This window comes from Streptomyces sp. NPDC092369, assembly GCF_044755245.1.
GTDB lineage: Bacteria > Actinomycetota > Actinomycetes > Streptomycetales > Streptomycetaceae > Streptomyces.
Genome location: NZ_JBIVQP010000002.1, coordinates 512,891 through 532,628 on the forward strand (window position 1 = coordinate 512,891; position 19,738 = coordinate 532,628).

Genomic DNA, 19,738 nt, shown 5'->3' on the forward strand with positions numbered 1-19,738 from the left:
CGGCCTGAACGGCCTCGTCCTCAAACGCCGGACGGGCTGAGAGATGCGGACCCATGTCCGGACGGTGCCGTCTCCGTCAGCAGCGGGCCCGCCCCACCCCTTGCCCCTTCTTTCTGCTCAGCCCGGGATCAAGCCGTCGTCGCTCAGCAGGTCCCTGACTTCCTCCAAGGTCGCGTCCGGGGACGGGAGGATCAACTCGGAGGGTTCCAGGGAGGCGTCCGGGAGAGGCGTGCCCAGTTCCCGGACCTTGGCGAGGAGGGCCTGGAGGGTGCGGCGGAAGCCGGGGCCGTCGCCGTTCTGCATTTCGCGCAGGAGCTCGTCGTCGAGCTTGTCGAGTTCGGTGAGGTGGCTGTCGGCCAGCCTCACCTGTCCCTCCCCCATGATCCGTACGACCATGTCGCCCATGTGTCGGCCTCCTAGGCGTGGGCCCTCACTGCTTGTCGAAGCGTGGGGTGTCCTGCGGTTGCTGCTGGGCCTGCGACTGGCCGTTGCCACCCTCGATCGCCTGCTGCTGCGAGGACGGGCCGCCGGCCAGTTCCGCCTTCATGCGCTGCAGTTCCAGCTCTACATCCGTACCACCGGAGAGCCGGTCCAGCTCGCTCTGGATGTCGTCCTTGGCCAGACCGGAGTGGTCGTCGAGGACGCCCGAGGCGAGCAGTTCGTCGATGGCGCCGGCGCGGGCCTGGAGCTGGGCCGTCTTGTCCTCGGCGCGCTGGATGGCCATGCCGACGTCGCCCATCTCCTCGGAGATGCCCGAGAAGGCCTCGCCGATCCGGGTCTGGGCCTGGGCGGCGGTGTAGGTCGCCTTGATCGTCTCCTTCTTCGTACGGAAGGCGTCGACCTTGGCCTGGAGTCGCTGGGCCGCAAGGGTGAGCTTCTCTTCCTCGCCCTGGAGCGTCGCGTGCTGTGTCTCCAGATCCGTCACCTGCTGCTGGAGCGCGGCCCGGCGCGAGAGCGCCTCGCGGGCCAGGTCCTCGCGGCCGAGGGCGAGGGCCTTGCGGCCCTGGTCCTCCAGCTTCGTGGACTGCGACTGCAGCTGGTTGAGCTGGAGCTCCAGACGCTTGCGGGAGGTGGCGACGTCGGCCACTCCCCTGCGTACCTTCTGAAGCAGCTCCAGCTGCTTCTGGTACGAGTAATCGAGGGTTTCGCGCGGGTCCTCGGCCCGGTCAAGGGCCTTGTTCGCCTTCGCGCGGAAGATCATCCCCATACGCTTCATGACACCGCTCATGGGCTTCGCGCGCCCCCTTCTGACGGACTCCAGCTCCAGCTCTGCGACAGAACCCACAGTACGGGCCCTGCATCCATTGACGCACTGTTCCGGGACGGATGCGGTCATCCCCAAGGACGACTGCGCTCGCTCCCGCTCCGGCGTAGGGAGTAGGTGTCCCCCCAGGGTGACCCCCGAGAGGAAGCCGAGAAGGACCCGGCGCCGGAAGTACGTGCAACGCCCCCTCTGTCCCTTACAGGACGACTGGTGTTGCCGGATCGTTCCCCGCCGGGCTGGGGTCCAACCCCGGCCACCCCTTACCCTTGGGTTTTGTGTTCCGAAGCCGCGCCAAGGAAGAGAAGGCCGCGTACGCCGACAAGGCGTCGCTGACCGACTCCAAGCAGACCCGTGACCCGCAGGCCCCCAAGGGCCGCCCGACGCCCAAGCGCAGTGAGTCCCAGACCCAGCGCCGCAGCGTCGCCAGTACGTCGATGACCCGCAAGGACGCCTCCAAGCGTCAGCGCGAGGAGCGGCGTACCGCGATGCAGCGCCAGCGCCAGGCACTGGCCAGTGGCGACGAGCGCTACCTGCCCGCGCGGGACAAGGGCCCGGTGCGCAAGTTCGCGCGCGACTGGATCGACTCGCGGTTCAACGTGGCCGAGTTCTTCCTGCCGATGGCCGTGGTCATCCTGGTGCTGAGCATGGTGCGCGTGGGCGCGCTCCAGAGCATCGCGCTGCTGCTGTGGCTGGTCGTGATCGTGCTCATCCTGGTCGACGCGTTCGTGAACGCCTACCGGCTCAAGAAGCGGCTCGCCGAGCGCTTCCCCGACCACAACCGCCGGGGTGCCGTCGCCTACGCGCTGATGCGCTCCCTCCAGATGCGCCGTCTCCGGCTGCCGAAGCCGCAGGTCAAGCGCGGAGAGCGGCCCTGAGCGCGGATTCCTTCGCCGGGGGCGCGGCGGACGCCTGGCTGAGCAAGCTGGGCGGGCTGCGGGATGTCGTACGACAGGAGCTTGTCGCTCGGCAGTTGGAGGCTCAGATAACCGGGCGGTTCCCGGTCGGGCAGCGGCTGCGCGTGCTCGACGTGGGGATGGGCCAGGGCACCCAGGCGCTGCGGCTGGCCCGGGCCGGACATCAGGTGACCGGGATCGAGCAGGACCCCACGATGATCTCCGCGGCCCGCGCGGCCGTCGCCGCCGAGCCGGAGGGCATCCGGGAGCGGGTGCGGCTGGTGCAGGGCGACGGGCGGGACACGGGGGTGCACTTCCTGCCGGGCAGTTTCGACGTGGTGCTTTGCCACGGGGTGCTCATGTACGTCGGTGATCCGGACGCGCTGCTGGCGGGGCTGGCCCGGATGCTCGCCCCGGGCGGACTGCTGTCGCTGCTCGTGCGCAACGGCGACGCCCTGGCGATGCGGCCGGGGTTGTCGGGCGACTGGGCGGGCGCCCTCGACGCCTTCGACACCGTCTCCTACACGAACCGGCTCGGTCTCGACGTGCGCGCCGACAGGCTGGAGACGCTCACGGCCACGCTCGCCGGCATCGGGGCTCCGCTGCACGCCTGGTACGGCGTGCGGGTCTTCACGGACACGGCGGCCGACGGGGTGCAGGCGCCGGACGACCTGGAGACGCTGCTGGCGGCCGAGGAGCGGGCCGGGCGGACGGATCCGTACCGGCGGGTGGCGGCGCTGCTGCATCTGTGCGGCGTGCGCGGCTGAGGCACGCGGGCGCGATACCGACGAAGGCGCCGGTCGGCCCGTTCGGGTGAACCGGGCAAGCCGGACAATCGCCCCGAAGAGACACTCGGGGCATGGATGCTTCCCGTAACCGTGCCGTCCGGCTGCTCGCTCCCGTCGCCGCGCTGTCCTGCTCCCTCGCCCTGCTGAGCGGGTGCTCCGGGTCCGGTTCCTCGGGCCAGGAGGAGATCTCGAAAGCGCGGACCGAGCAGGCCGCACAGGCCGCCGAGGTCGCCGCGCCCGCGTCCGGCGACGATCTGCAGAACGACTACCTGAAGGTGATCAAGGACGTTCTGCCGTCGGTGGTGCAGATCCAGGCCAGCAACGATCTGGGGTCCGGGGTCGTGTACGACGACCAGGGGCACATCGTCACCAACGCGCACGTCGTCGGGGACGAGACGACCTTCAAGGTGACGACCGCCAACAGCGAGGACGTGCTCAGCGCCAAGCTCGTCTACTCCTACCCCGAACAGGACCTCGCCGTGGTCAAGCTGGACAAGGCGCCGGACGGACTCAAGGCCGCCGCCTTCGCCGACTCCTCGAAGGTCGACGTCGGACAGATCGTCCTCGCCATGGGCTCGCCGCTCGGGCTGTCGTCCAGCGTGACGCAGGGCATCGTGTCGGCGACCGGACGGACCGTCAGCGAGGGCAGCAGCGGCGGGGGCACGGGCGCGACCATCGCCAACATGGTGCAGACCTCGGCCGCGATCAACCCCGGCAACAGCGGGGGCGCGCTGGTCAATCTCGACGGGCAGGTCATCGGCATCCCGACCCTCGCGGCCACCGACCCCGACCTCGGGGGCAGCGCGGCGCCCGGTATCGGGTTCGCGATCCCGTCCTCGATGGTGAAGACGGTCGCCGACCAGATCATCAAGGACGGCAAGGTGACCGACTCGGGCCGGGCCGCGCTCGGCATCACCGGCCGCACGGTCGTGGACGGCAGCTACCGGGCCGCCGGGGTCGCCGTCGTCGACGTCAAGAGCGGCGGGGCGGCCGACCGGGCGGGCATCGAGCCCGGGGACATCATCACCAGGCTGGGTGACACGGACATCACCACGATCACGTCACTCTCGGAGGCACTGGCCGAGGACAAACCCGGGGACAGGACGACGGTGACGTACACGCGCGACGGCGACGAGGACAAGACGGACGTGACGCTGGGCGAGCAGTGACGCAGGGGGCGGCCGGTACGCCGCCCCCTGTCCCGCGGAGCCCTACGCGTCCTGGGCGTGCAGGCTCATCGGACCGTAGATCTCCGTGGTGTCCTCGAACAGCCGCACCTGGTCCGCGCCGCCTTCGAGGAGTGCCTTCCAGTGCTCCCCGATCCACGACTCGGCGTCCCCCTGCGTGGTGAACTCCTCGGGCTGCACCGCGGGCGGGACCTCCGCCCCGTCGGTCTTCTCGAACCGCCACGTCCATGCCGCCATGTACGCCTCCCGTGTCTGAGCACCTGCAGAGCGAGAGCCGGATCTTGGTCCGGCTCCTGCCCTGAAGACTAGTCGGACGGGCAACACCTGCGCAGACACGCGAAAATCACTTCTGTGGAAGTAACACTGCTCGGCACCGGTGCCCCGGCGGGCCTGCCCCGCCCCGACTGCTCCTGCGCGAACTGCGCCGTCTCCCTCGGGGAGCACGCGCGCGCGGCGACCGCGCTGCTCATCGACGGAACGTTGCTGCTCGACCTCACGCCGGGTGCCGCCTTCGCGGCGGCGCGGGCCGGGCGGTCGCTCGGCGGCGTACGACAGGTGCTGTTGTCGCATCCGCACGACGGGCCCGCCGTCGAGGTGCCGGTGGGGCTGCCGCAGCCCGGACGGGTGCCGGACGGGCGGGAGTTGGCGCTGCTGACGGGGCATCGGGTGCGGGCGGTGGCGATGGACGCGCCGGGCACCGGGTACGCGGTGACGGGCCCGGACGGGCAGCGGCTGCTGTATCTGCCGCCCGGGGGCGCGCCGGCCGGACTGGACGGCAACGGGGCCGTGGAGTCGTACGCCATGGTGCTCGCCGATGTCGTGGGGCGGCCGGACGCGCTCGCCCGGCTGCGGGCGGTGGGGGCGCTGGGGCCGACCACGGACGTCGTCGCCGTCCATCTGGACCATGACGTGCCACCCGGTGCCGAGCTGCGGCGGCGGCTGGCCGCGGCGGGGGCGCGGGCCGTGCCGGACGGGACGACCCTGACCGTGGGGGTGTACGAGGACGTGCCCGACGTGCCGCGGCGGACGCTGGTGCTGGGAGGTGCGCGGTCCGGGAAGTCGGTGGAGGCCGAGCGGCGGCTCGAAGCCTTTCCGGACGTGCTGTACGTGGCGACGGGCGGCACGCGCGGTGGGGACACCGAGTGGGCGTCCCGGGTCGCCGTGCACCGGGAGCGCCGCCCGGGGTCGTGGCGGACCACCGAGACCTGCGATCTGGTGCCCCTGCTGACGGACGAGGGGGCGCCGCTGCTCATCGACTGTCTGTCCCTGTGGCTGACGGACGCGATGGACTCCGTGGGGGCGTGGGACGACGCCGTGTGGGCGGACGGTGGCGAACGGGCACTGCGCGAGCGGACGCGGGAGCTGACGGACGCGGTGCGCGCGAGCCGGCGGACCGTGGTCGCCGTCTCGAACGAGGTCGGGTCCGGAATCGTGCCGGCCACGGCGTCGGGGCGCCGCTACCGGGACGAACTGGGCCGCCTGAACGCCGCGTTCGCGAGCGAGTGCGAGCAGGTGGTGCTGCTGGTGGCGGGCCAGGCGCTGGTGCTACGGGGCTGAGGGCGCCCGGCGTGCGATGAGCCGGGCGGTGGGGCGGAGTCGGTCCGGCAACGGGCTTTGGGGGAGCGGGCGGCCGAGGAACCTGCGGGGCTTCGGCGGGACGATCACGCAGCCCTGGGACTCCAGCTCGGTGCGCACGGCGTCCACGCCGGGGCGGGGGGTCTCCAGGAGGAGGAGGCCGCCGGGGCGCAGGAGGGTGAGGGCCGCCCGGAGTTCCTCGTCGGGGGTCGGGGTGTGGAGGAGGGTGACCACGTCGTAGCGGGCGCGCAGGAATCTGGTGAGCTGCCGGTCCGTCAGGTCGCCGACGTACGCCTCCTCGACACGTTCCTCCTCTCGGGCCGTCAGCACGCGCGCGGTGGGGTCGATGCCGTCGAAGGACGTGTAGGGGAACAGCTCCTTCGCCGTCGCCGGGAAGTGGGCGTGGCCGGTGCCGACGTCCAGCCAGCTCTCCGGTTCGGGGTCGACTCGCAGCAGGGCGCGGGCGGTTGAGCGGTGCCGGCGGCGCCGGTCGAGGTCGTCGGCACGCGCGCGTAGGGCACCGGTCCGGGTGCGCAGGACGGTGAGCCCGGTTCGGGCGGACCGGACGGATCGTGCGGAGAGGAGGGAGAGTGCGGCGAGTGGTGACATGTGCGGCTCCCGAGGACGTATGACAATCCGCTGCAAAGCGGAACATATGGGTTCTCGATCTTGGGAGCAACGACGTCACGCGCGCGTGGTGCCCATGTGGCGCGGAAGCGTTCGATCGGTGCCGGTACTGTTCGGCGAATGAGCTCGCTTAATCTCGACGACTTCTCCGATCTGATCGAGCGCCCCGACGGCGGAGTGCGCCGCGACGCCGAGGCCCGCCGGGAGCGTCAGGTCGTGCCGCCCGGGTCGCTGGGCCGCCTCGACGAACTGGGTGAGTGGCTGGCCGCGGCACAGTCCGCCGTGCCGGTGCGGCCGATCGGACAGCCGCGGGTCGTGCTCTTCGCCGGTGACCACGGAGTGGCCGAACTCGGCGTCTCCGCGCGGCCCGCGGGCACCGCGGGGCAGCTGGTGCGGGACGTCCTGGAGGGCGGCCGGCCGGTGTCGGTGCTGGCGCGGCGGCTGGGCGTGCCGGTGCGGGTCGTCGACATGTCCCTGGACTGCGACCCCGAGACGCTGCCCGACGAGGTCGTACGGCATCGGGTGCGGCGCGGCAGCGGGCGGATCGACATCGAGGACGCGCTGACCCCGGAGGAGGCGGAGGCCGCCTTCCGGGCCGGGATGGCGGTGGCCGACGAAGAGGCCGACTCAGGTACGGATCTGGTGGTGCTCGGCGATGTGAGCGTGGGCGGGACGACGGCGGCGGGCGTGCTGATCGCGGCGCTGTGCGGGACCGACGCGTCGGTGGTGACCGGGCGGGGCGGCCTGGCGATCGACGACCTGGCGTGGATGCGCAAGTGCGCGGCGATCCGGGACGCGCTGCGCCGGGCCCGGCCGGTGCTCGGGGAGCAGTTGCAACTGCTGGCGACCGTGGGCGGGGCCGACCTCACCGCGATGACGGGGTTCCTCCTGCAGAGCGCGGTGCGCAAGACGCCGGTGATCCTGGACGGCGTGGTGGCCGCCGCCTGTGCGCTGGTGGCCCAGCGGATCGCGTTCCGGGCGCCGGACTGGTGGCTGGCCGGGCACGACAGCGGGGAGCCGGGACAGGCCAAGGCGCTGGACCGGATGGCCCTTGAGCCGCTGCTGTCGCACGGGGTGACGGTGGGCGAGGGGGCGGGGGCGCTGCTCGCGCTGCCGCTGGTCCAGGCGGCGGCCGCGCTGGCCGCCGAGCTGCCGGAGAAGCCTCAGGAGACGGAGAAGCCGGAGGAGTCGGCGGCCGTCGAGGGGGCCGAGGGGTCCGGGGAGCCGGAGGTCTCCGGTGAACTGGCGAAAGAGGAGACCGAGTAGGTCTCAAAGAGCCGAAAGTCGACCGCACGTCAGACGAAAGAAGGACGGTTCGTCCAGGGCATCGCCCATATGATCCTTCTCCATGGGAGATGCCCGAAATGCCTCGCGGCGGGCCGCCGCCTTCGCCGTCTGGTACCTGCGGTTCGTCGCGTTCGTCAACTTTCTCAGCGCGATCTGGGTCTCCCTCGGACAGGACGTGCGGCGGCACAACCAAGAGGACTTCTTCACGCCGTACCTGCTCACCGCGGGCTTCGCGTCCGGGGTGTTCACCGTCTTCCTGGCCATCACCATGCGGCGCCGCAAGCGCGCCGCATGGATCCTGAACCTCGCGCTGGCAGGGCCCTTCCTCGCCCTGTTCTCCCTCGCGATGGCGTTCCCGGAGATGCGGCAGCACGCGCAGAACTGGATCTCGCTCGCCCTCACCGCCGCCTTCGTCGTCGCCCTGGTGGTCGGACGGCGGGAGTTCTACGCGAAGGGCGACCGGTCCAACCCGAAGCTCGCCGCCGCCGTCGCGGTCGGCGGCACGCTGGCCTGCTCGCTGCTCGCCGCACTGCTGGTGACGGTCACCAACCAGGCCTCGGACGCGGCCCGTTCGACGTTCCTGGAGCGCTGGCACTACGGCACCTTCCGGCTGGTGTCGGTCGCCGCGAGCGAGGCCCGCTTCCCCGGCATCGACACGCCGAACTGGGTGGACGTCGGCATCAACGTGCTCAGCACGGTCCTGGTCCTCGCCGTCTTCTACGCCGCCTTCCGCTCCCGGCGCGCGGTCGACCCGCTCACCGAGGACGACGAGAAGCGGCTGCGGGAGCTGCTGGAGCGGCAGGGCGGGCGGGACTCGCTCGGCTACTTCGCGCTGCGCCGGGAGAAGAGCGTGGTGTGGTCGCCGACCGGCAAGGCGGCCGTCGCCTACCGGGTCGTGGGCGGGGTCTCGCTGGCCTCCGGCGACCCGATCGGCGACCCCGAGGCGTGGCCCGGCGCGATCGAGCCGTGGCTCGCCGAGGCCCGCGCGCACGGCTGGATCCCGGCGGTGATGGGGGCCGGCGAGGAGGCCGGCACGGTGTACGCGCGGCACGGCCTGGACGCGCTTGAGCTGGGCGACGAGGCCCTGGTCGAGGTCGCCGAGTTCACCCTGGAGGGGCGGGCCATGCGGACCGTGCGGCAGGCCTACAACCGGGTGAAGCGGGCCGGGTACACCGTGCGCATCAGGCGCCACGAGGACATCCCCGCCGACGAGTTGGCGTATCTCCTCAAGCGCGCCGACGACTGGCGGGACGGGGCGACCGAGCGCGGGTTCAGCATGGCACTCGGCCGGCTCGGGGATCCCGAGGACGGGCGTTGCATGATGCTGGAGTGCACGGACGCGCAGGGGCGGCTGCGGGCGCTGCTGTCCTTCGTGCCGTGGGGGCCGCACGGGCTCTCGCTCGACCTCATGCGGCGCGACCGTGACGCCGAGAACGGGCTGATGGAGTTCATGGTGATCGAACTCCTGCGCAGGGGCTCCGAGATCGGGATCACCCAGGTCTCACTCAACTTCGCGATGTTCCGCTCGGTCTTCGAACGTGGCGGGCGTCTCGGCGCCGGCCCGGTGCTTCGGCTGTGGCGGTCACTGCTGAGCTTCTTCTCCCGGTGGTGGCAGATCGAGTCGTTGTACCGGGCAAACGCCAAGTACCGGCCCATCTGGGAGCCACGGTTCCTGCTCTTCGAGAAGAGCGCGGACCTGCCGCGCATCGGCATTGCTTCGGCTCGCGCGGAAGGGTTTCTGGAGGCGCCGGGGTTGCCCAAGTGGCTGCATCGCAAGCACCTGGAGACGCACAGATGAGGAACCTCGCCCGCTGGGCCCGCGCCGAATGGGGACTGTTGTACGTCACCGTGCGCGAGCCGCTGCTGAAGCGGCACTGGCGGGCGATCCCGATGACGCTCGGGGCGGTGGTCCTCACGGCGGTCGTGCAGGTCGTGCAGAACCAGTCCTGGGGCTACCGGTTCGTGCAGGACATCGGCGCGGTCCGGGCCCAGGACCCGCTGTGGCTGGCGTTGCTGCGCACCCCCTTCTCGCTCTTCGTCCCGGCGCTGGACCTGCCCGTGTGGGGCGCCCTCGCGCAGGTGCTGTTCGTCTTCGGCATCGCGGAGATCTGCCTCGGCTGGTGGCGCACGCTCGTCATCGCGTACGCGGCCACCCTCGCCGGCACGCTGTACGCGCGCGTGGGCATCTCCCTGGGCCCGGGCAGCCCGTTCGGCCTGCCCGCCTCGGACGCCCAGGTCGTCGACACCGGCCCCTCGGCGGCGGTGGTGGGCCTCGCGATCTTCCTCGGCTGGCGCTACGGCGCCTACCTCACCGCGGGCGCGGTCGCCCTGGCGATGGCGGTCGAGGTGGTGCTCAAGGACAACCTGGCCGGCAAGGAACACCTCGCGGCGATCGTCACGGTGGCGGTGCTGTGCGGGGTCTCGGCGCTGCGGCACCGGAAGCGGGAGCCGAGGGTACGGGGTCCGCGGGCGCGGGGTCCGGAGCCGGGCTCCCCGCCGCCTTGAAGCGCGCGTCCCCCGAGCAGTGCCCGTGGCGGCACGTCATCCCCGAGGCAGCGCCCGCTCCGGGTCCGGCTTGCCGCCGATCCAGTCCTGGAACCTGCGGCTGGGGCCCGCCCAGCGGCGGTCGTGGTGGTAGGCGCGGAGCCTGGAACGGGCGCGGGCCCGAGGGCGGCGACGGTAGAAGCGGCGCGCCCAGAAGGAGCCGGGGCGGGCCAGGCGGATCAGCCCGATCAGGCCGACCAGCGGGACGATCACGCTGAAGATCGCCATGCGGGTCTTGCCCTTGGCGAGGACGGCCAGCGCGAACACGAAGTTGACCACCACCGTCGTGATCACGCCTCCCCGGTCCTGGAGCTCCTCCTGGCTCATGTCGTTGACCCCGAAGGGCGAGAAGCCGGAGAGGACGAGGCCGACCAGGGCCGCCGTCAGGACGACGACCTCGACGCTCTGGCGGCCCTCCTCGCTCCAGTACACGTCGTCGAGGTGCAGGATCAGCGCGAACTCGTCGAGGACCAGGCCCGCCCCCATGCCGAAGATGACCGCGCAGAGGGCCGAGCCGAACCCGTGCCGCCCGCCGGCCACCGCCCCGAAACCGCCGATGACGGTCAGCACGATGCCCGGCACGACGTGGTGGATGTGCAGGCCGCCCGCCTTGACGTTGCCGAAGGGCCCCTTGCCCGCGCGGATGAGACGGGTGATCAAGCGGGTGATCAGGAACGTCAGGACGAAGGCCGCCAGGGCGAGGAGCAGCGGCAGCTTGCCGGGCTCGATGATGTTCCGGTGCAACCAATGTCCCATATGCGCACTTTATCCACCCCGTCCGCTTCCGCCCGCGCGACCGCCGGGTAACCTGCGCCGGTGCCCCGAACCCCCTGGCCGGACGGCCTCCGCTTCGCCTTCGGCACCCTCACCGCGCTCCCGGTCACGGTGACCCGCTGGGACCGGGACGCGGCGCGCGCCGGCATGCTCTGCGCCCCGGCGGCCGGACTGACGGTCGGCGCGGGCGCGGCCCTGTTCGGGGTCCTGCTGCTGGCGCTGGGCGCGGGCGCGCCGCTCGCCGCCGTCGCCTCCGCCGCCGTACCCGCCGTACTCACCCGTGGTCTGCATCTCGACGGGCTCGCGGACACCGCCGACGGGCTCGGCAGCGGGAAGCCCGCCGAGGACGCGCTGCGGATCATGAAGCAGTCGGACATCGGGCCGTTCGGGGTGATCACGCTGGTGTTCGTGCTGCTCGCGCAGGTGGCCGCACTGGCGCAGGCCTACGGCGACTCGTGGGGGCGTGGCGCGCTCGCCGCCGTCGCCTCGGCGGCCACCGCCCGGCTCGCGCTCACCCTGGCCGCCCGGGCGGGCGTGCCGGCGGCGCGGCCGGAGGGGCTGGGGGCGGCGGTCGCGGGGGTCGTGCCGGTGCGGGGTGCGGCGGTCGCGGGGGTTGTGGTGGTGGCGCTCGCGGCGGCCGGGGGCGCGCTCCTCGGGGCGTACGACGTGGTTCGTACGGCGGTCGCTGTGGTCGTCGCGGTCGGCGGTGCCGAGCTGCTGTTGCGGCACTGCACTCGGCGGTTCGGCGGGGTCACCGGTGATGTGTTCGGGGCGCTCGCCGAGACGGCCGCGACGCTCTCGCTGCTGGTGCTGTGCCTGGGGAACTGACGGCGAGGACACGGCCGTTGATCAGCAGGCCCTGCGCCAGGCCCCCAGTTCGTACTTCTTGAGCATCGAACTCAGCTTCAGGCGGCGGGAGTCGGCGCAGAAGCGGCTGGTGGGCAGCTCGTACTCGACGTGGAAGACCGCCTTGCCGGCCTTGATGAACGGCGTCAGGTCGGCGCATTCGCCGTACTGGGCGCACTGTTCGTTGACCGCGAAGTCGAAGTCCCCCACCAGCTGGGGGATTTGGTCGAGGTCGTTCTTCAGGCCGACCGACATGCCCCGGTCGTGGGCGAGTTTCGCGATCAGGCGGTTGTAGCGGAGCTGGTCGGTCGCCTTGAGGGGGAAGCCGGTGCGGTTCTTGTAGCCGTCCATGTTGTCCGGCTCCACCGCGTCGAAGCCCTTCTCGCGGCACATGTCGATGCGGGCCGCCATCAGCGGTTCGAGGACGTCGGTGCGGCGGATGTCGAGCCAGCGCTCGCCGTCCCAGCCGTTGCCCTTGCCCAGCACCGACGTGGGGAACTTCTTCGCGTCGGGGCGCCAGTCCTCGTAGGCGCCGGTGGAGAGGTAGCAGATGACCTTGCGGCCCTTGGCGTGCAGCGCGGAGACGGCGGACTTGGGCTGGTCGAAGCCGTCGATGTCGTAGACCGGCACGTCGACGGAGGTGTCGAGGCGGCCGCTCAGCTGCCACTGCCAGGCCACTGCGGGGCGCGGCTGCCAGCGGGCGTCGGCGGGGGACTCGTCGTCGGGCGAACCGGCGCAGCCCGCCAGGAGGGCGAGCAGGGCGAGCAGAAGGGGCGGGCGTCTCGGCATGCGGCTCAACGTGCGGACTCCAAATGTGCGGTGAGGTGGCTCAGGAATGATCTCCGATGCCGAGGACAGGTGAACGCACGGGGGAATGAGTGAACGCACCCACGCGCGTAGGCTCGTCCCGACTGTTCGCCGCACCGGGGAAGGCCCCGCTCAAGCCGCGTTCCTAGGCCGGATCTAGGGTCGGCTGTCGGGCCCGGTCGACCCACACAGTTCGACCACCGCAACTTCACATCGGAAGCGAGATTTCACCACCGTGACTGCTCTCACTCTCAGCACCGCCGCGGCGCCCGGTCTGCGTGCCGACGCGATCGTGCTCGGTGTCGCCAAGGGCGACAAGGGGCCGGTCGTCGCCCCGGGCGCCGAAGCCGTCGACAAGGCCTACGACGGCGGGCTCGCCGGGATCCTGGAAACCCTCGGTGCCTCCGGGGCCGAGGGCGAGGTGACGAAGCTGCCGGCGCCGTCCGGCTTCAAGTCCCCGCTCGTGGTGGCGGTCGGCCTCGGCGCGGAGCCCCAGAAGGACTCCGGCTACGACGCCGAGGCGCTGCGCAAGGCCGCCGGTGCGGCGGCCCGTGCCCTCACCGGGGCCAAGAAGGCCGTCTTCGTCCTGCCGGTCGGCGACGCCGCCGACGTCGGCGCGATCGGCGAGGGCGTGCTGCTCGGCGCCTACTCGTTCGACACGTACAAGGAGAACGGCAAGGACCCGAAGGCCAAGAACGGCAAGGCGCCGCTCGCCGAGGCCGCCCTGCTCGGCGCCAAGCCCCGCGACAAGGACCACAAGGCGGCCGTTGAGCGCGCCACCGCCGTCGCCGAGGAGCTCAACCGCGCCCGCGACCTGATCAACACCCCGCCCAACGACCTCAACCCCGAGTCGTTCGCGGCGATCACCCAGGCCGCCGCCAAGGAGCACGGCATCAAGGTGCAGGTGCTCGACGTGAAGGCGCTGGAGAAGGGCGGCTACGGCGGCATCCTCGGCGTCGGCGCCGGGTCCGCGGCGGGCCCGCGGCTGGTGAAGCTGTCGTACACCTCGTCCAAGGCGAAGAAGCACCTCGCGTTCGTCGGCAAGGGCATCACCTACGACTCGGGCGGTATCTCGCTGAAGCCGGCCGGGCACAACGAGACGATGAAGTGCGACATGAGCGGTGCGGCGGCGGTCTTCGCCGCCGTGGTCGCCGCCGCGCGCCTGGGCCTTGAGGTCAATGTCACCGGCTGGCTCGCGCTGGCGGAGAACATGCCCTCGGGTTCCGCGACCCGTCCCGGTGACGTGCTGCGCATGTACAGCGGCAAGACGGTCGAGGTCCTCAACACCGACGCCGAGGGCCGGCTGGTCCTGGCGGACGCCCTGTGGGCCGCCTCGGCGGAGAAGCCGGACGCGATCGTCGACGTGGCGACGCTGACCGGCGCGATGATGCTGGCGCTGGGCAGCCGGACGTTCGGGATCATGGCGAACGACGACGCGTTCCGCTCCGCGCTGCACGAGGCGGCGGAGGAGGTCGGCGAGCCGGCGTGGCCGATGCCGCTGCCGGAGCACCTGCGCAAGGGCATGGACTCCCCCACGGCCGACATCGCGAACATGGGCGAGCGGATGGGCGGCGGGCTGGTCGCCGGTCTCTTCCTGCGCGAGTTCGTGGGCGAGGGGATCACCTGGGCGCACCTGGACATCGCGGGTCCGGCCTTCAACGAGGGCGGACCGTTCGGCTACACCCCCAAGGGCGGTACGGGCACGGCGGTGCGGACGCTGGTCCGGCTGGCCGAGCTGGCCGCTTCGGGAGACCTGGGCTGACGTGACCGACGGTGAGGGGGCTCCGCGCGCGGGTAGGGCGGAGCCCCCTCCTGCCGTCTTCGGCGAGGTTCGGCGGCCCCGCTCAACTGAACGTGGGACGTCTCACACACCGGCCCGGCGTCTCGTCCACCCCCGACAAGTGCGAAGATGGGGCTCGGCAGGACAGGGCCCCCACCACAGGGCCGAAGGAAGAGCGGCCGGACACCAGCCGCCGACCGGTCACCCACCCGCACGGGACAAGGGCGACCGGCGTGGCGCACATGCATGGAGGACGTGACGTGGCGAACGACGCCAGCACCGTTTTCGACCTAGTGATCCTCGGCGGTGGCAGTGGCGGTTACGCCGCGGCCCTGCGCGGGGCGCAGCTGGGACTGGACGTCGCCCTGATCGAGAAGGACAAGGTCGGCGGCACCTGCCTGCACAAGGGGTGCATCCCCACCAAGGCCCTGCTGCACGCGGGCGAGATCGCCGACCAGGCCCGCGAGAGCGAGCAGTTCGGCGTCAAGGCCACCTTCGAGGGCATCGACGTCCCCGCGGTCCACAAGTACAAGGACGGCGTCATCGCCGGTCTGTACAAGGGTCTGCAGGGTCTGATCGCCTCCCGCAAGGTGACGTACATCGAGGGCACGGGCCGGCTGTCGTCCCCGACCTCCGTCGACGTGAACGGCCAGCGCATCCAGGGCCGTCACGTCCTGCTGGCGACCGGCTCCGTCCCGAAGTCGCTGCCCGGCCTGGAGATCGACGGCAACCGGATCATCTCCTCCGACCACGCCCTCGTCCTGGACCGCGTACCGAAGTCCGCGATCATCCTGGGCGGCGGTGTCATCGGCGTCGAGTTCGCCTCGGCGTGGAAGTCGTTCGGCGCCGACGTGACGATCATCGAGGGCCTCAAGCACCTCGCCCCTCTCGAGGACGAGAACTCCTCCAAGCTTCTTGAACGCGCGTTCCGCAAGCGCGGCATCAAGTTCAACCTGGGCACCTTCTTCTCCAAGGCCGAGTACACGGCCGACGGCGTCAAGGTCACCCTCGCCGACGGCAAGGAGTTCGAGGCGGAGATCCTCCTCGTCGCCGTCGGCCGCGGTCCCGTCTCCGCCGGTCTCGGCTACGAGGAGCAGGGCGTCGCGATCGACCGCGGCTACGTCACGGTCGACGAGTACATGCGGACGAACGTCCCGACCATCTCCGCCGTCGGTGACCTGGTCCCGACGCTCCAGCTCGCGCACGTCGGCTTCGCCGAGGGCATCCTGGTGGCGGAGCGCCTGGCCGGTCTCAAGACCGTTCCGATCGACTACGACGGTGTCCCGCGGGTGACGTACTGCCACCCCGAGGTCGCCTCCGTGGGCATCACCGAGGCCAAGGCCAAGGAGATCTACGGTGCGGACAAGGTCGTCGCTCTGAAGTACAACCTCGCGGGCAACGGCAAGAGCAAGATCCTCAACACCGCGGGCGAGATCAAGCTCGTCCAGGTGAAGGACGGTGCCGTGGTCGGCGTCCACATGGTCGGCGACCGCATGGGCGAGCAGGTCGGCGAGGCCCAGTTGATCTACAACTGGGAAGCGCTGCCCGCCGAGGTCGCCCAGCTCATCCACGCCCACCCGACGCAGAACGAGGCGCTCGGCGAGGCCCACCTGGCCCTGGCCGGCAAGCCCCTGCACTCGCACGACTGACCCTCGGTCGACGAACGCGACTCCGCGACGAACCCAGACTTCCGCAATTCGTAAGGAGCAACCGAAACCATGGCGGTTTCCGTAACCCTTCCGGCGCTCGGCGAGAGCGTCACCGAGGGCACTGTCACCCGCTGGCTGAAGGCCGAGGGTGAACGCGTCGAGGCCGACGAGCCGCTGCTCGAGGTCTCCACCGACAAGGTCGACACCGAGATCCCCGCGCCCGCCGCGGGCATCCTGGCCTCGATCAAGGTCGCCGAGGACGAGACCGTCGAGGTCGGCGCCGAGCTGGCGATCATCGACGACGGCACGGGCGCGCCCGCTGCCGACGCCCCGGCCCCGGCCGCCGAGCCCGAGCCGGCCCCCGCCGCCGAGCCCGCCCCGGCTCCGGCCGAGGCCCCGGCCGCCCCGTCCACCGAGCAGGCCGCCCCGGCTCCCGCCCCGACCGCCGAGGCCACCACGGGTGCCTCCGGCGCCGAGGGCACGGACGTGGTCCTGCCCGCGCTCGGCGAGTCCGTCACCGAGGGCACCGTCACCCGCTGGCTGAAGGAGGTCGGCGAGGAGGTCGCGGAAGACGAGCCCCTGCTCGAGGTCTCCACGGACAAGGTCGACACCGAGATCCCCGCCCCGGTCGCCGGTGTGCTGCTGGAGATCGTGGTCGGCGAGGACGAGACCGCGGAGGTCGGCGCCAAGCTGGCCGTCATCGGCGCCCCGGGCGCGGCTCCGGCCGCTGCCCCGGCTCCCGCCGCTCCGGCCCCGGCACCCGCCGCCGCTGCCCCGGCTCCGGCTCCGGCCGCCCCCGCGGCTCCCCCGGCTCCGGCTCCGGCCGCTCCGCCGCCCACCCCGGCTCCCGCTCCGGTCGCCGCCGCTCCCGCCGCCCCGGCCCCCGCGCCGGCCGCTCCGGCCCCGGTCACCCCGGCTCCCGCCGCTCCGGCGTCCGCCGCGGTCTCCGGTGACGACGGCGCCTACGTCACCCCACTGGTGCGCAAGCTCGCCGCCGAGAACGGCGTCGACCTGGGCACCGTCAAGGGCACCGGCGTCGGCGGGCGGATCCGCAAGCAGGACGTCATCGCCGCCGCCGAGGCCGCGAAGGCCGCCGCCGCCGCTCCGGCTCCGGCCGCCGCCACCGTGACTGCCGGGGGCCCTGCCGCCAAGAAGGCGCCGGCCCTGGAGGCCTCTCCCCTCCGCGGCCAGACCGTCAAGATGCCCCGCATCCGCAAGGTCATCGGCGACAACATGGTCAAGGCGCTGCACGAGCAGGCCCAGCTGTCGTCGGTCGTCGAGGTCGACGTCACCCGCCTGATGCGCCTGCGCGCCCAGGCCAAGGACTCCTTCGCCGCGCGCGAGGGCGTCAAGCTCTCCCCCATGCCGTTCTACGTCAAGGCGGCGGCCCAGGCGCTGAAGGCCCACCCGGCCGTCAACGCCCGGATCAACGTGGACGAGGGCACGATCACCTACTTCGACACCGAGAGCATCGGTATCGCGGTGGACTCGGAGAAGGGCCTGATGACCCCGGTCATCAAGCACGCGGGCGACCTGAACATCGCCGGCATCGCGAAGGCCACGGCGGATCTGGCCGGCAAGGTCCGCGCCAACAAGATCACCCCGGACGAGCTGTCCGGCGCGACCTTCACCATCTCCAACACCGGTTCGCGCGGCGCGCTCTTCGACACGATCATCGTGCCGCCGAACCAGGTCGCGATCCTCGGCATCGGTGCCACGGTCAAGCGCCCGGCGGTCATCGAGACCGAGGAGGGCACGGTCATCGGCGTCCGCGACATGACCTACCTGACCCTCTCCTACGACCACCGTCTGGTGGACGGCGCCGACGCGGCCCGTTACCTGACCGCGGTCAAGGCGATCCTGGAGGCGGGCGAGTTCGAGGTCGAGCTCGGCCTCTGACAGCCGACTGAGCAGCGCGTACGGTGCCCCCGCCCGGAGTTCCCGGGCGGGGGCACCGTCGTTCGCGCGCGTGCTACCGCGGCGTGAGCGTGCGGTCGCTCCACAGCACCAGCGTCTCCACCCACACGTTCGGGATGTCCAGCTCGGGCGCGGGTGTCAGATGCCGGGTGCGGTAGGCCCTGAGCACGTCGTAGGTGGCGTCCAGGCAGTCCCGGGAGGTCAGCTCGCCGGTCCGCGGGTCGACGCCGACCAGGAAGCCACGGCTCTCGACGGTACGGATCATCGCGCGGGCGGCGCCCACGTCACTGGTGGAGGACGGGGTGCAGCGATAGCGGCTGTACGGGTGCGTCGACTTCCCGGGGTAGTGCGCGTCGCGGGACATCTCGCTGAGCATGCGCGTGTACGTCCCCTGCGCGTGCCAGGCGCCGATGTCCCCGCCGGGCGGGGTGTACAGCTTGTTCGTCGGGTTCTCGACGGCGCCGTAGACCCACTGGTCGGTGCCGGTGATCCGGAAGCCCCAGCCGACGTGCCCGAACTTCTGCGCCCCGTCCGGCTTGACGAAGACGCAGGCCGCGCCGGTGCCGCCGCCCGCGCCCGCCGCCATGTTCCGGACCGGCGCGCCGGCCGTGTCCGTGGCCTTCGTGGCCGTCCCCGCCGCCTTCGTGGGCGTCGGCCGGCAGCCTGCCGCCCCCATGACCAGCGCCGCCACGACCGCCAGTCCGATCCCCGCGCTCCGCACTCCACTGTTGTTCATCGCCGTCCCCCGATGTGCCGGGAGTGCCTCTCACGGGCACCCCTACCGACCGCGACACCGTCGGGGGCCGGCGGGTTCTGCCGGTGACACGGTGGTGACGGCTCCGGGCCGGTCCCGGTACGGGTCTTTACAGAGCGGGCCGCCCTGAGGAGCGTGTAAGTCTCGTCTCACCTGCATGAAAGCGCCCCCGTGCGCCCCTCCGGAGTGCGCCCCCGGCCTTATTGTCTAAACGTCAAACGCCCCCGGGGCCGATGGGCGGCCCCTCCCTAAGGAGCCCCCATGACCGCGCCCGTCGTCCACTCGCTGCGCGAACAGATCCGCGAGCACATCGTGGAGGGGATCGTCAGCGGGCGCTGGAAGCCGGGCGAGCGGATCGTGGAGCGGCGGATCGCGACCGAGCTGGAGGTCAGCCAGACGCCGGTGCGGGAGGCGCTGCGCGAGCTGGAGTCGCTGCGGCTGATCGAGTCCGCCCCGAACAAGGGCGTACGGGTACGGAACCTCACGGCGGCCGACCTGGAGGAGAGCTACCCGGTCCGGGCCGGTCTGGAGGCGATCGCCGCGGAGCTGGCGGCAACGCGCCTCGCGGAGGACTGCTCGGCACTGGAACCGCACGTCACCGCGCTCTACGAGGCCGACCGCAACGCCGACGGCACCGGCCAGGTGCGGCACACGGTCGCCTTCCACCGCGAGCTGGTGCGGGCGGCCGGCAACTCGGTGCTGCTGCACACCTGGGAGGGCCTGGGCATCGAGGTGTTCACGGCGCTGTCGATCCGCTGGCTGGGGACGGTCCAGCAGTCGTACGCGGAGGAGCACGAGGAACTGGTGGCGGCCTTCCGGCGGCGGGACCCGCGGATCGCGGAGATCGTGAAGGCACACGTGCTCGGTTGCGCTCCGCGCCCGTGAAGGTGACCGAGTGTGCGGCGGGCGCACCGTGAAGCAGTCGAGCGCCCCCTCGCTCACCTGCGAAAACGACTCAACGGCACGGCACCCGGTGCCTTTTCGCAGGGCACTCTGTGCCGACTTTCTCGGTATCAAGATATTTTGCCCTGGGAACCTTTGATCGA

The 19,738-nt window shown here is 71.8% G+C and carries 19 protein-coding genes; 12 read left to right on the plus strand and 7 right to left on the minus strand.

Annotated elements, in window-relative coordinates:
• Nucleotides 1-117: 117 nt before the first annotated feature.
• Both ACIQI8_RS11970 and ACIQI8_RS11975 read right to left on the minus strand, forming a co-directional pair.
• A complete protein-coding gene (locus ACIQI8_RS11970) occupies nucleotides 118-396 on the minus strand; it encodes a hypothetical protein (RefSeq protein ID WP_402350375.1) in 279 nt (92 codons plus the stop codon).
• A gap of 34 nt (nucleotides 397-430) precedes the next feature.
• A complete protein-coding gene (locus tag ACIQI8_RS11975) occupies nucleotides 431-1,228 on the minus strand; it encodes a PspA/IM30 family protein (RefSeq protein ID WP_402347795.1) in 798 nt (265 codons plus the stop codon).
• Nucleotides 1,229-1,500: 272 nt separating this feature from the next.
• On the opposite strand from ACIQI8_RS11975, the gene ACIQI8_RS11980 reads away from it, so the two are divergent.
• The 3 genes from ACIQI8_RS11980 to ACIQI8_RS11990 all read left to right on the plus strand — a co-directional run bounded on the left by ACIQI8_RS11980 (nucleotide 1,501) and on the right by ACIQI8_RS11990 (nucleotide 4,114).
• Nucleotides 1,501-2,139, plus strand: coding sequence for a DUF3043 domain-containing protein (locus ACIQI8_RS11980; RefSeq protein WP_402350378.1), 639 nt, complete (start codon nucleotides 1,501-1,503; stop codon nucleotides 2,137-2,139).
• A 95-nt stretch (nucleotides 2,140-2,234) separates the two neighbouring features.
• The gene (locus ACIQI8_RS11985) at nucleotides 2,235-2,924 is read left to right on the plus strand and encodes a class I SAM-dependent methyltransferase (protein ID WP_402347798.1); all 690 of its coding nucleotides are present in this window, start codon (nucleotides 2,235-2,237) and stop codon (nucleotides 2,922-2,924) included.
• Nucleotides 2,925-3,016: 92 nt separating this feature from the next.
• Nucleotides 3,017-4,114, plus strand: coding sequence for a S1C family serine protease (locus ACIQI8_RS11990; protein ID WP_402347801.1), 1,098 nt, complete (start codon nucleotides 3,017-3,019; stop codon nucleotides 4,112-4,114).
• A gap of 42 nt (nucleotides 4,115-4,156) precedes the next feature.
• Here ACIQI8_RS11990 and ACIQI8_RS11995 read toward each other — a convergent pair whose 3' ends face one another.
• Nucleotides 4,157-4,369 (minus strand): hypothetical protein, encoded by a 213-nt coding sequence (locus ACIQI8_RS11995; RefSeq protein WP_280877427.1) that lies wholly within the window; start codon nucleotides 4,367-4,369, stop codon nucleotides 4,157-4,159.
• A gap of 114 nt (nucleotides 4,370-4,483) precedes the next feature.
• Between ACIQI8_RS11995 and ACIQI8_RS12000 the strand changes: the two genes are divergently transcribed.
• Complete coding sequence (locus ACIQI8_RS12000) at nucleotides 4,484-5,689, plus strand: bifunctional adenosylcobinamide kinase/adenosylcobinamide-phosphate guanylyltransferase (protein WP_402347805.1); 1,206 nt, start codon at nucleotides 4,484-4,486, stop codon at nucleotides 5,687-5,689.
• On the opposite strand, the gene ACIQI8_RS12005 is transcribed toward ACIQI8_RS12000, so the two are convergent.
• Nucleotides 5,678-6,316 (minus strand): methyltransferase domain-containing protein, encoded by a 639-nt coding sequence (locus ACIQI8_RS12005; RefSeq protein WP_402347808.1) that lies wholly within the window; start codon nucleotides 6,314-6,316, stop codon nucleotides 5,678-5,680. The two genes, ACIQI8_RS12000 and ACIQI8_RS12005, sit on opposite strands and share 12 nt — an antisense overlap.
• Nucleotides 6,317-6,454: 138 nt before the next feature.
• Between ACIQI8_RS12005 and cobT the strand changes: the two genes are divergently transcribed.
• The 3 genes from cobT to ACIQI8_RS12020 all read left to right on the plus strand — a co-directional run bounded on the left by cobT (nucleotide 6,455) and on the right by ACIQI8_RS12020 (nucleotide 10,126).
• Entirely contained in the window at nucleotides 6,455-7,600 is a 1,146-nt protein-coding gene (gene cobT / locus ACIQI8_RS12010; RefSeq protein ID WP_402347811.1) for a nicotinate-nucleotide--dimethylbenzimidazole phosphoribosyltransferase, read from the plus strand.
• 82 nt (nucleotides 7,601-7,682) lie between these two features.
• Nucleotides 7,683-9,419 carry a phosphatidylglycerol lysyltransferase domain-containing protein gene (locus tag ACIQI8_RS12015; RefSeq protein ID WP_402347814.1) on the plus strand — a complete coding sequence of 579 codons (1,737 nt, stop codon included), beginning with the start codon at nucleotides 7,683-7,685 and terminating at the stop codon, nucleotides 9,417-9,419.
• The gene (locus ACIQI8_RS12020) at nucleotides 9,416-10,126 is read left to right on the plus strand and encodes a hypothetical protein (protein WP_402347817.1); all 711 of its coding nucleotides are present in this window, start codon (nucleotides 9,416-9,418) and stop codon (nucleotides 10,124-10,126) included. Before ACIQI8_RS12015 ends, ACIQI8_RS12020 begins: the two co-directional genes overlap by 4 nt.
• 36 nt (nucleotides 10,127-10,162) lie before the next feature.
• Here the strand turns inward: ACIQI8_RS12020 and ACIQI8_RS12025 are convergent, their stop codons facing one another.
• Complete coding sequence (locus tag ACIQI8_RS12025; RefSeq protein ID WP_402347820.1) at nucleotides 10,163-10,921, minus strand: hypothetical protein; 759 nt, start codon at nucleotides 10,919-10,921, stop codon at nucleotides 10,163-10,165.
• Between the two features lie 60 nt (nucleotides 10,922-10,981).
• Between ACIQI8_RS12025 and ACIQI8_RS12030 the strand changes: the two genes are divergently transcribed.
• The gene (locus ACIQI8_RS12030; protein WP_402347823.1) at nucleotides 10,982-11,767 is read left to right on the plus strand and encodes an adenosylcobinamide-GDP ribazoletransferase; all 786 of its coding nucleotides are present in this window, start codon (nucleotides 10,982-10,984) and stop codon (nucleotides 11,765-11,767) included.
• A 21-nt stretch (nucleotides 11,768-11,788) separates the two neighbouring features.
• On the opposite strand, the gene ACIQI8_RS12035 is transcribed toward ACIQI8_RS12030, so the two are convergent.
• Nucleotides 11,789-12,574, minus strand: coding sequence for an endo alpha-1,4 polygalactosaminidase (locus ACIQI8_RS12035; RefSeq protein ID WP_402347826.1), 786 nt, complete (start codon nucleotides 12,572-12,574; stop codon nucleotides 11,789-11,791).
• A 253-nt stretch (nucleotides 12,575-12,827) separates the two neighbouring features.
• Here ACIQI8_RS12035 and ACIQI8_RS12040 point away from each other — a divergent pair, with 253 nt between their 5' ends.
• The 3 genes from ACIQI8_RS12040 (at nucleotide 12,828) to sucB (ending at nucleotide 17,920) form a co-directional block, all read left to right on the plus strand.
• The gene (locus ACIQI8_RS12040) at nucleotides 12,828-14,354 is read left to right on the plus strand and encodes a leucyl aminopeptidase (protein WP_402347829.1); all 1,527 of its coding nucleotides are present in this window, start codon (nucleotides 12,828-12,830) and stop codon (nucleotides 14,352-14,354) included.
• 278 nt (nucleotides 14,355-14,632) lie between these two features.
• Nucleotides 14,633-16,021, plus strand: coding sequence for a dihydrolipoyl dehydrogenase (gene lpdA / locus ACIQI8_RS12045; RefSeq protein ID WP_402347832.1), 1,389 nt, complete (start codon nucleotides 14,633-14,635; stop codon nucleotides 16,019-16,021).
• A 69-nt stretch (nucleotides 16,022-16,090) separates the two neighbouring features.
• Complete coding sequence (gene sucB / locus ACIQI8_RS12050; RefSeq protein ID WP_402347835.1) at nucleotides 16,091-17,920, plus strand: 2-oxoglutarate dehydrogenase, E2 component, dihydrolipoamide succinyltransferase; 1,830 nt, start codon at nucleotides 16,091-16,093, stop codon at nucleotides 17,918-17,920.
• A gap of 73 nt (nucleotides 17,921-17,993) precedes the next feature.
• On the opposite strand, the gene ACIQI8_RS12055 is transcribed toward sucB, so the two are convergent.
• Nucleotides 17,994-18,674, minus strand: a complete 681-nt coding sequence (locus tag ACIQI8_RS12055; RefSeq protein ID WP_402347838.1) for a hypothetical protein — start codon at nucleotides 18,672-18,674, stop codon at nucleotides 17,994-17,996.
• Between the two features lie 279 nt (nucleotides 18,675-18,953).
• Between ACIQI8_RS12055 and ACIQI8_RS12060 the strand changes: the two genes are divergently transcribed.
• Nucleotides 18,954-19,577, plus strand: a complete 624-nt coding sequence (locus tag ACIQI8_RS12060; RefSeq protein WP_124004180.1) for a GntR family transcriptional regulator — start codon at nucleotides 18,954-18,956, stop codon at nucleotides 19,575-19,577.
• The last annotated feature ends 161 nt before the right edge of the window (nucleotides 19,578-19,738 follow it).

Excerpts from the sequence above, each read along its gene's own strand:
- ACIQI8_RS11970 (WP_402350375.1), bottom strand. The coding sequence starts at position 396 with ATGGTCGTACGGATCATGGGGGAGGGACAGGTGAGGCTGGCCGACAGC.
- ACIQI8_RS11975 (WP_402347795.1), bottom strand. The coding sequence starts at position 1,228 with ATGAGCGGTGTCATGAAGCGTATGGGGATGATCTTCCGCGCGAAGGCG.
- ACIQI8_RS11990 (WP_402347801.1), top strand. The coding sequence starts at position 3,017 with ATGGATGCTTCCCGTAACCGTGCCGTCCGGCTGCTCGCTCCCGTCGCC.
- ACIQI8_RS11995 (WP_280877427.1), bottom strand. The coding sequence starts at position 4,369 with ATGGCGGCATGGACGTGGCGGTTCGAGAAGACCGACGGGGCGGAGGTC.
- ACIQI8_RS12005 (WP_402347808.1), bottom strand. The coding sequence starts at position 6,316 with ATGTCACCACTCGCCGCACTCTCCCTCCTCTCCGCACGATCCGTCCGG.
- cobT (WP_402347811.1), top strand. The coding sequence starts at position 6,455 with ATGAGCTCGCTTAATCTCGACGACTTCTCCGATCTGATCGAGCGCCCC.
- ACIQI8_RS12015 (WP_402347814.1), top strand. The coding sequence starts at position 7,683 with ATGGGAGATGCCCGAAATGCCTCGCGGCGGGCCGCCGCCTTCGCCGTC.
- ACIQI8_RS12020 (WP_402347817.1), top strand. The coding sequence starts at position 9,416 with ATGAGGAACCTCGCCCGCTGGGCCCGCGCCGAATGGGGACTGTTGTAC.
- ACIQI8_RS12025 (WP_402347820.1), bottom strand. The coding sequence starts at position 10,921 with ATGGGACATTGGTTGCACCGGAACATCATCGAGCCCGGCAAGCTGCCG.
- ACIQI8_RS12035 (WP_402347826.1), bottom strand. The coding sequence starts at position 12,574 with ATGCCGAGACGCCCGCCCCTTCTGCTCGCCCTGCTCGCCCTCCTGGCG.
- sucB (WP_402347835.1), top strand. The coding sequence starts at position 16,091 with ATGGCGGTTTCCGTAACCCTTCCGGCGCTCGGCGAGAGCGTCACCGAG.
- ACIQI8_RS12055 (WP_402347838.1), bottom strand. The coding sequence starts at position 18,674 with ATGAACAACAGTGGAGTGCGGAGCGCGGGGATCGGACTGGCGGTCGTG.
- ACIQI8_RS12060 (WP_124004180.1), top strand. The coding sequence starts at position 18,954 with ATGACCGCGCCCGTCGTCCACTCGCTGCGCGAACAGATCCGCGAGCAC.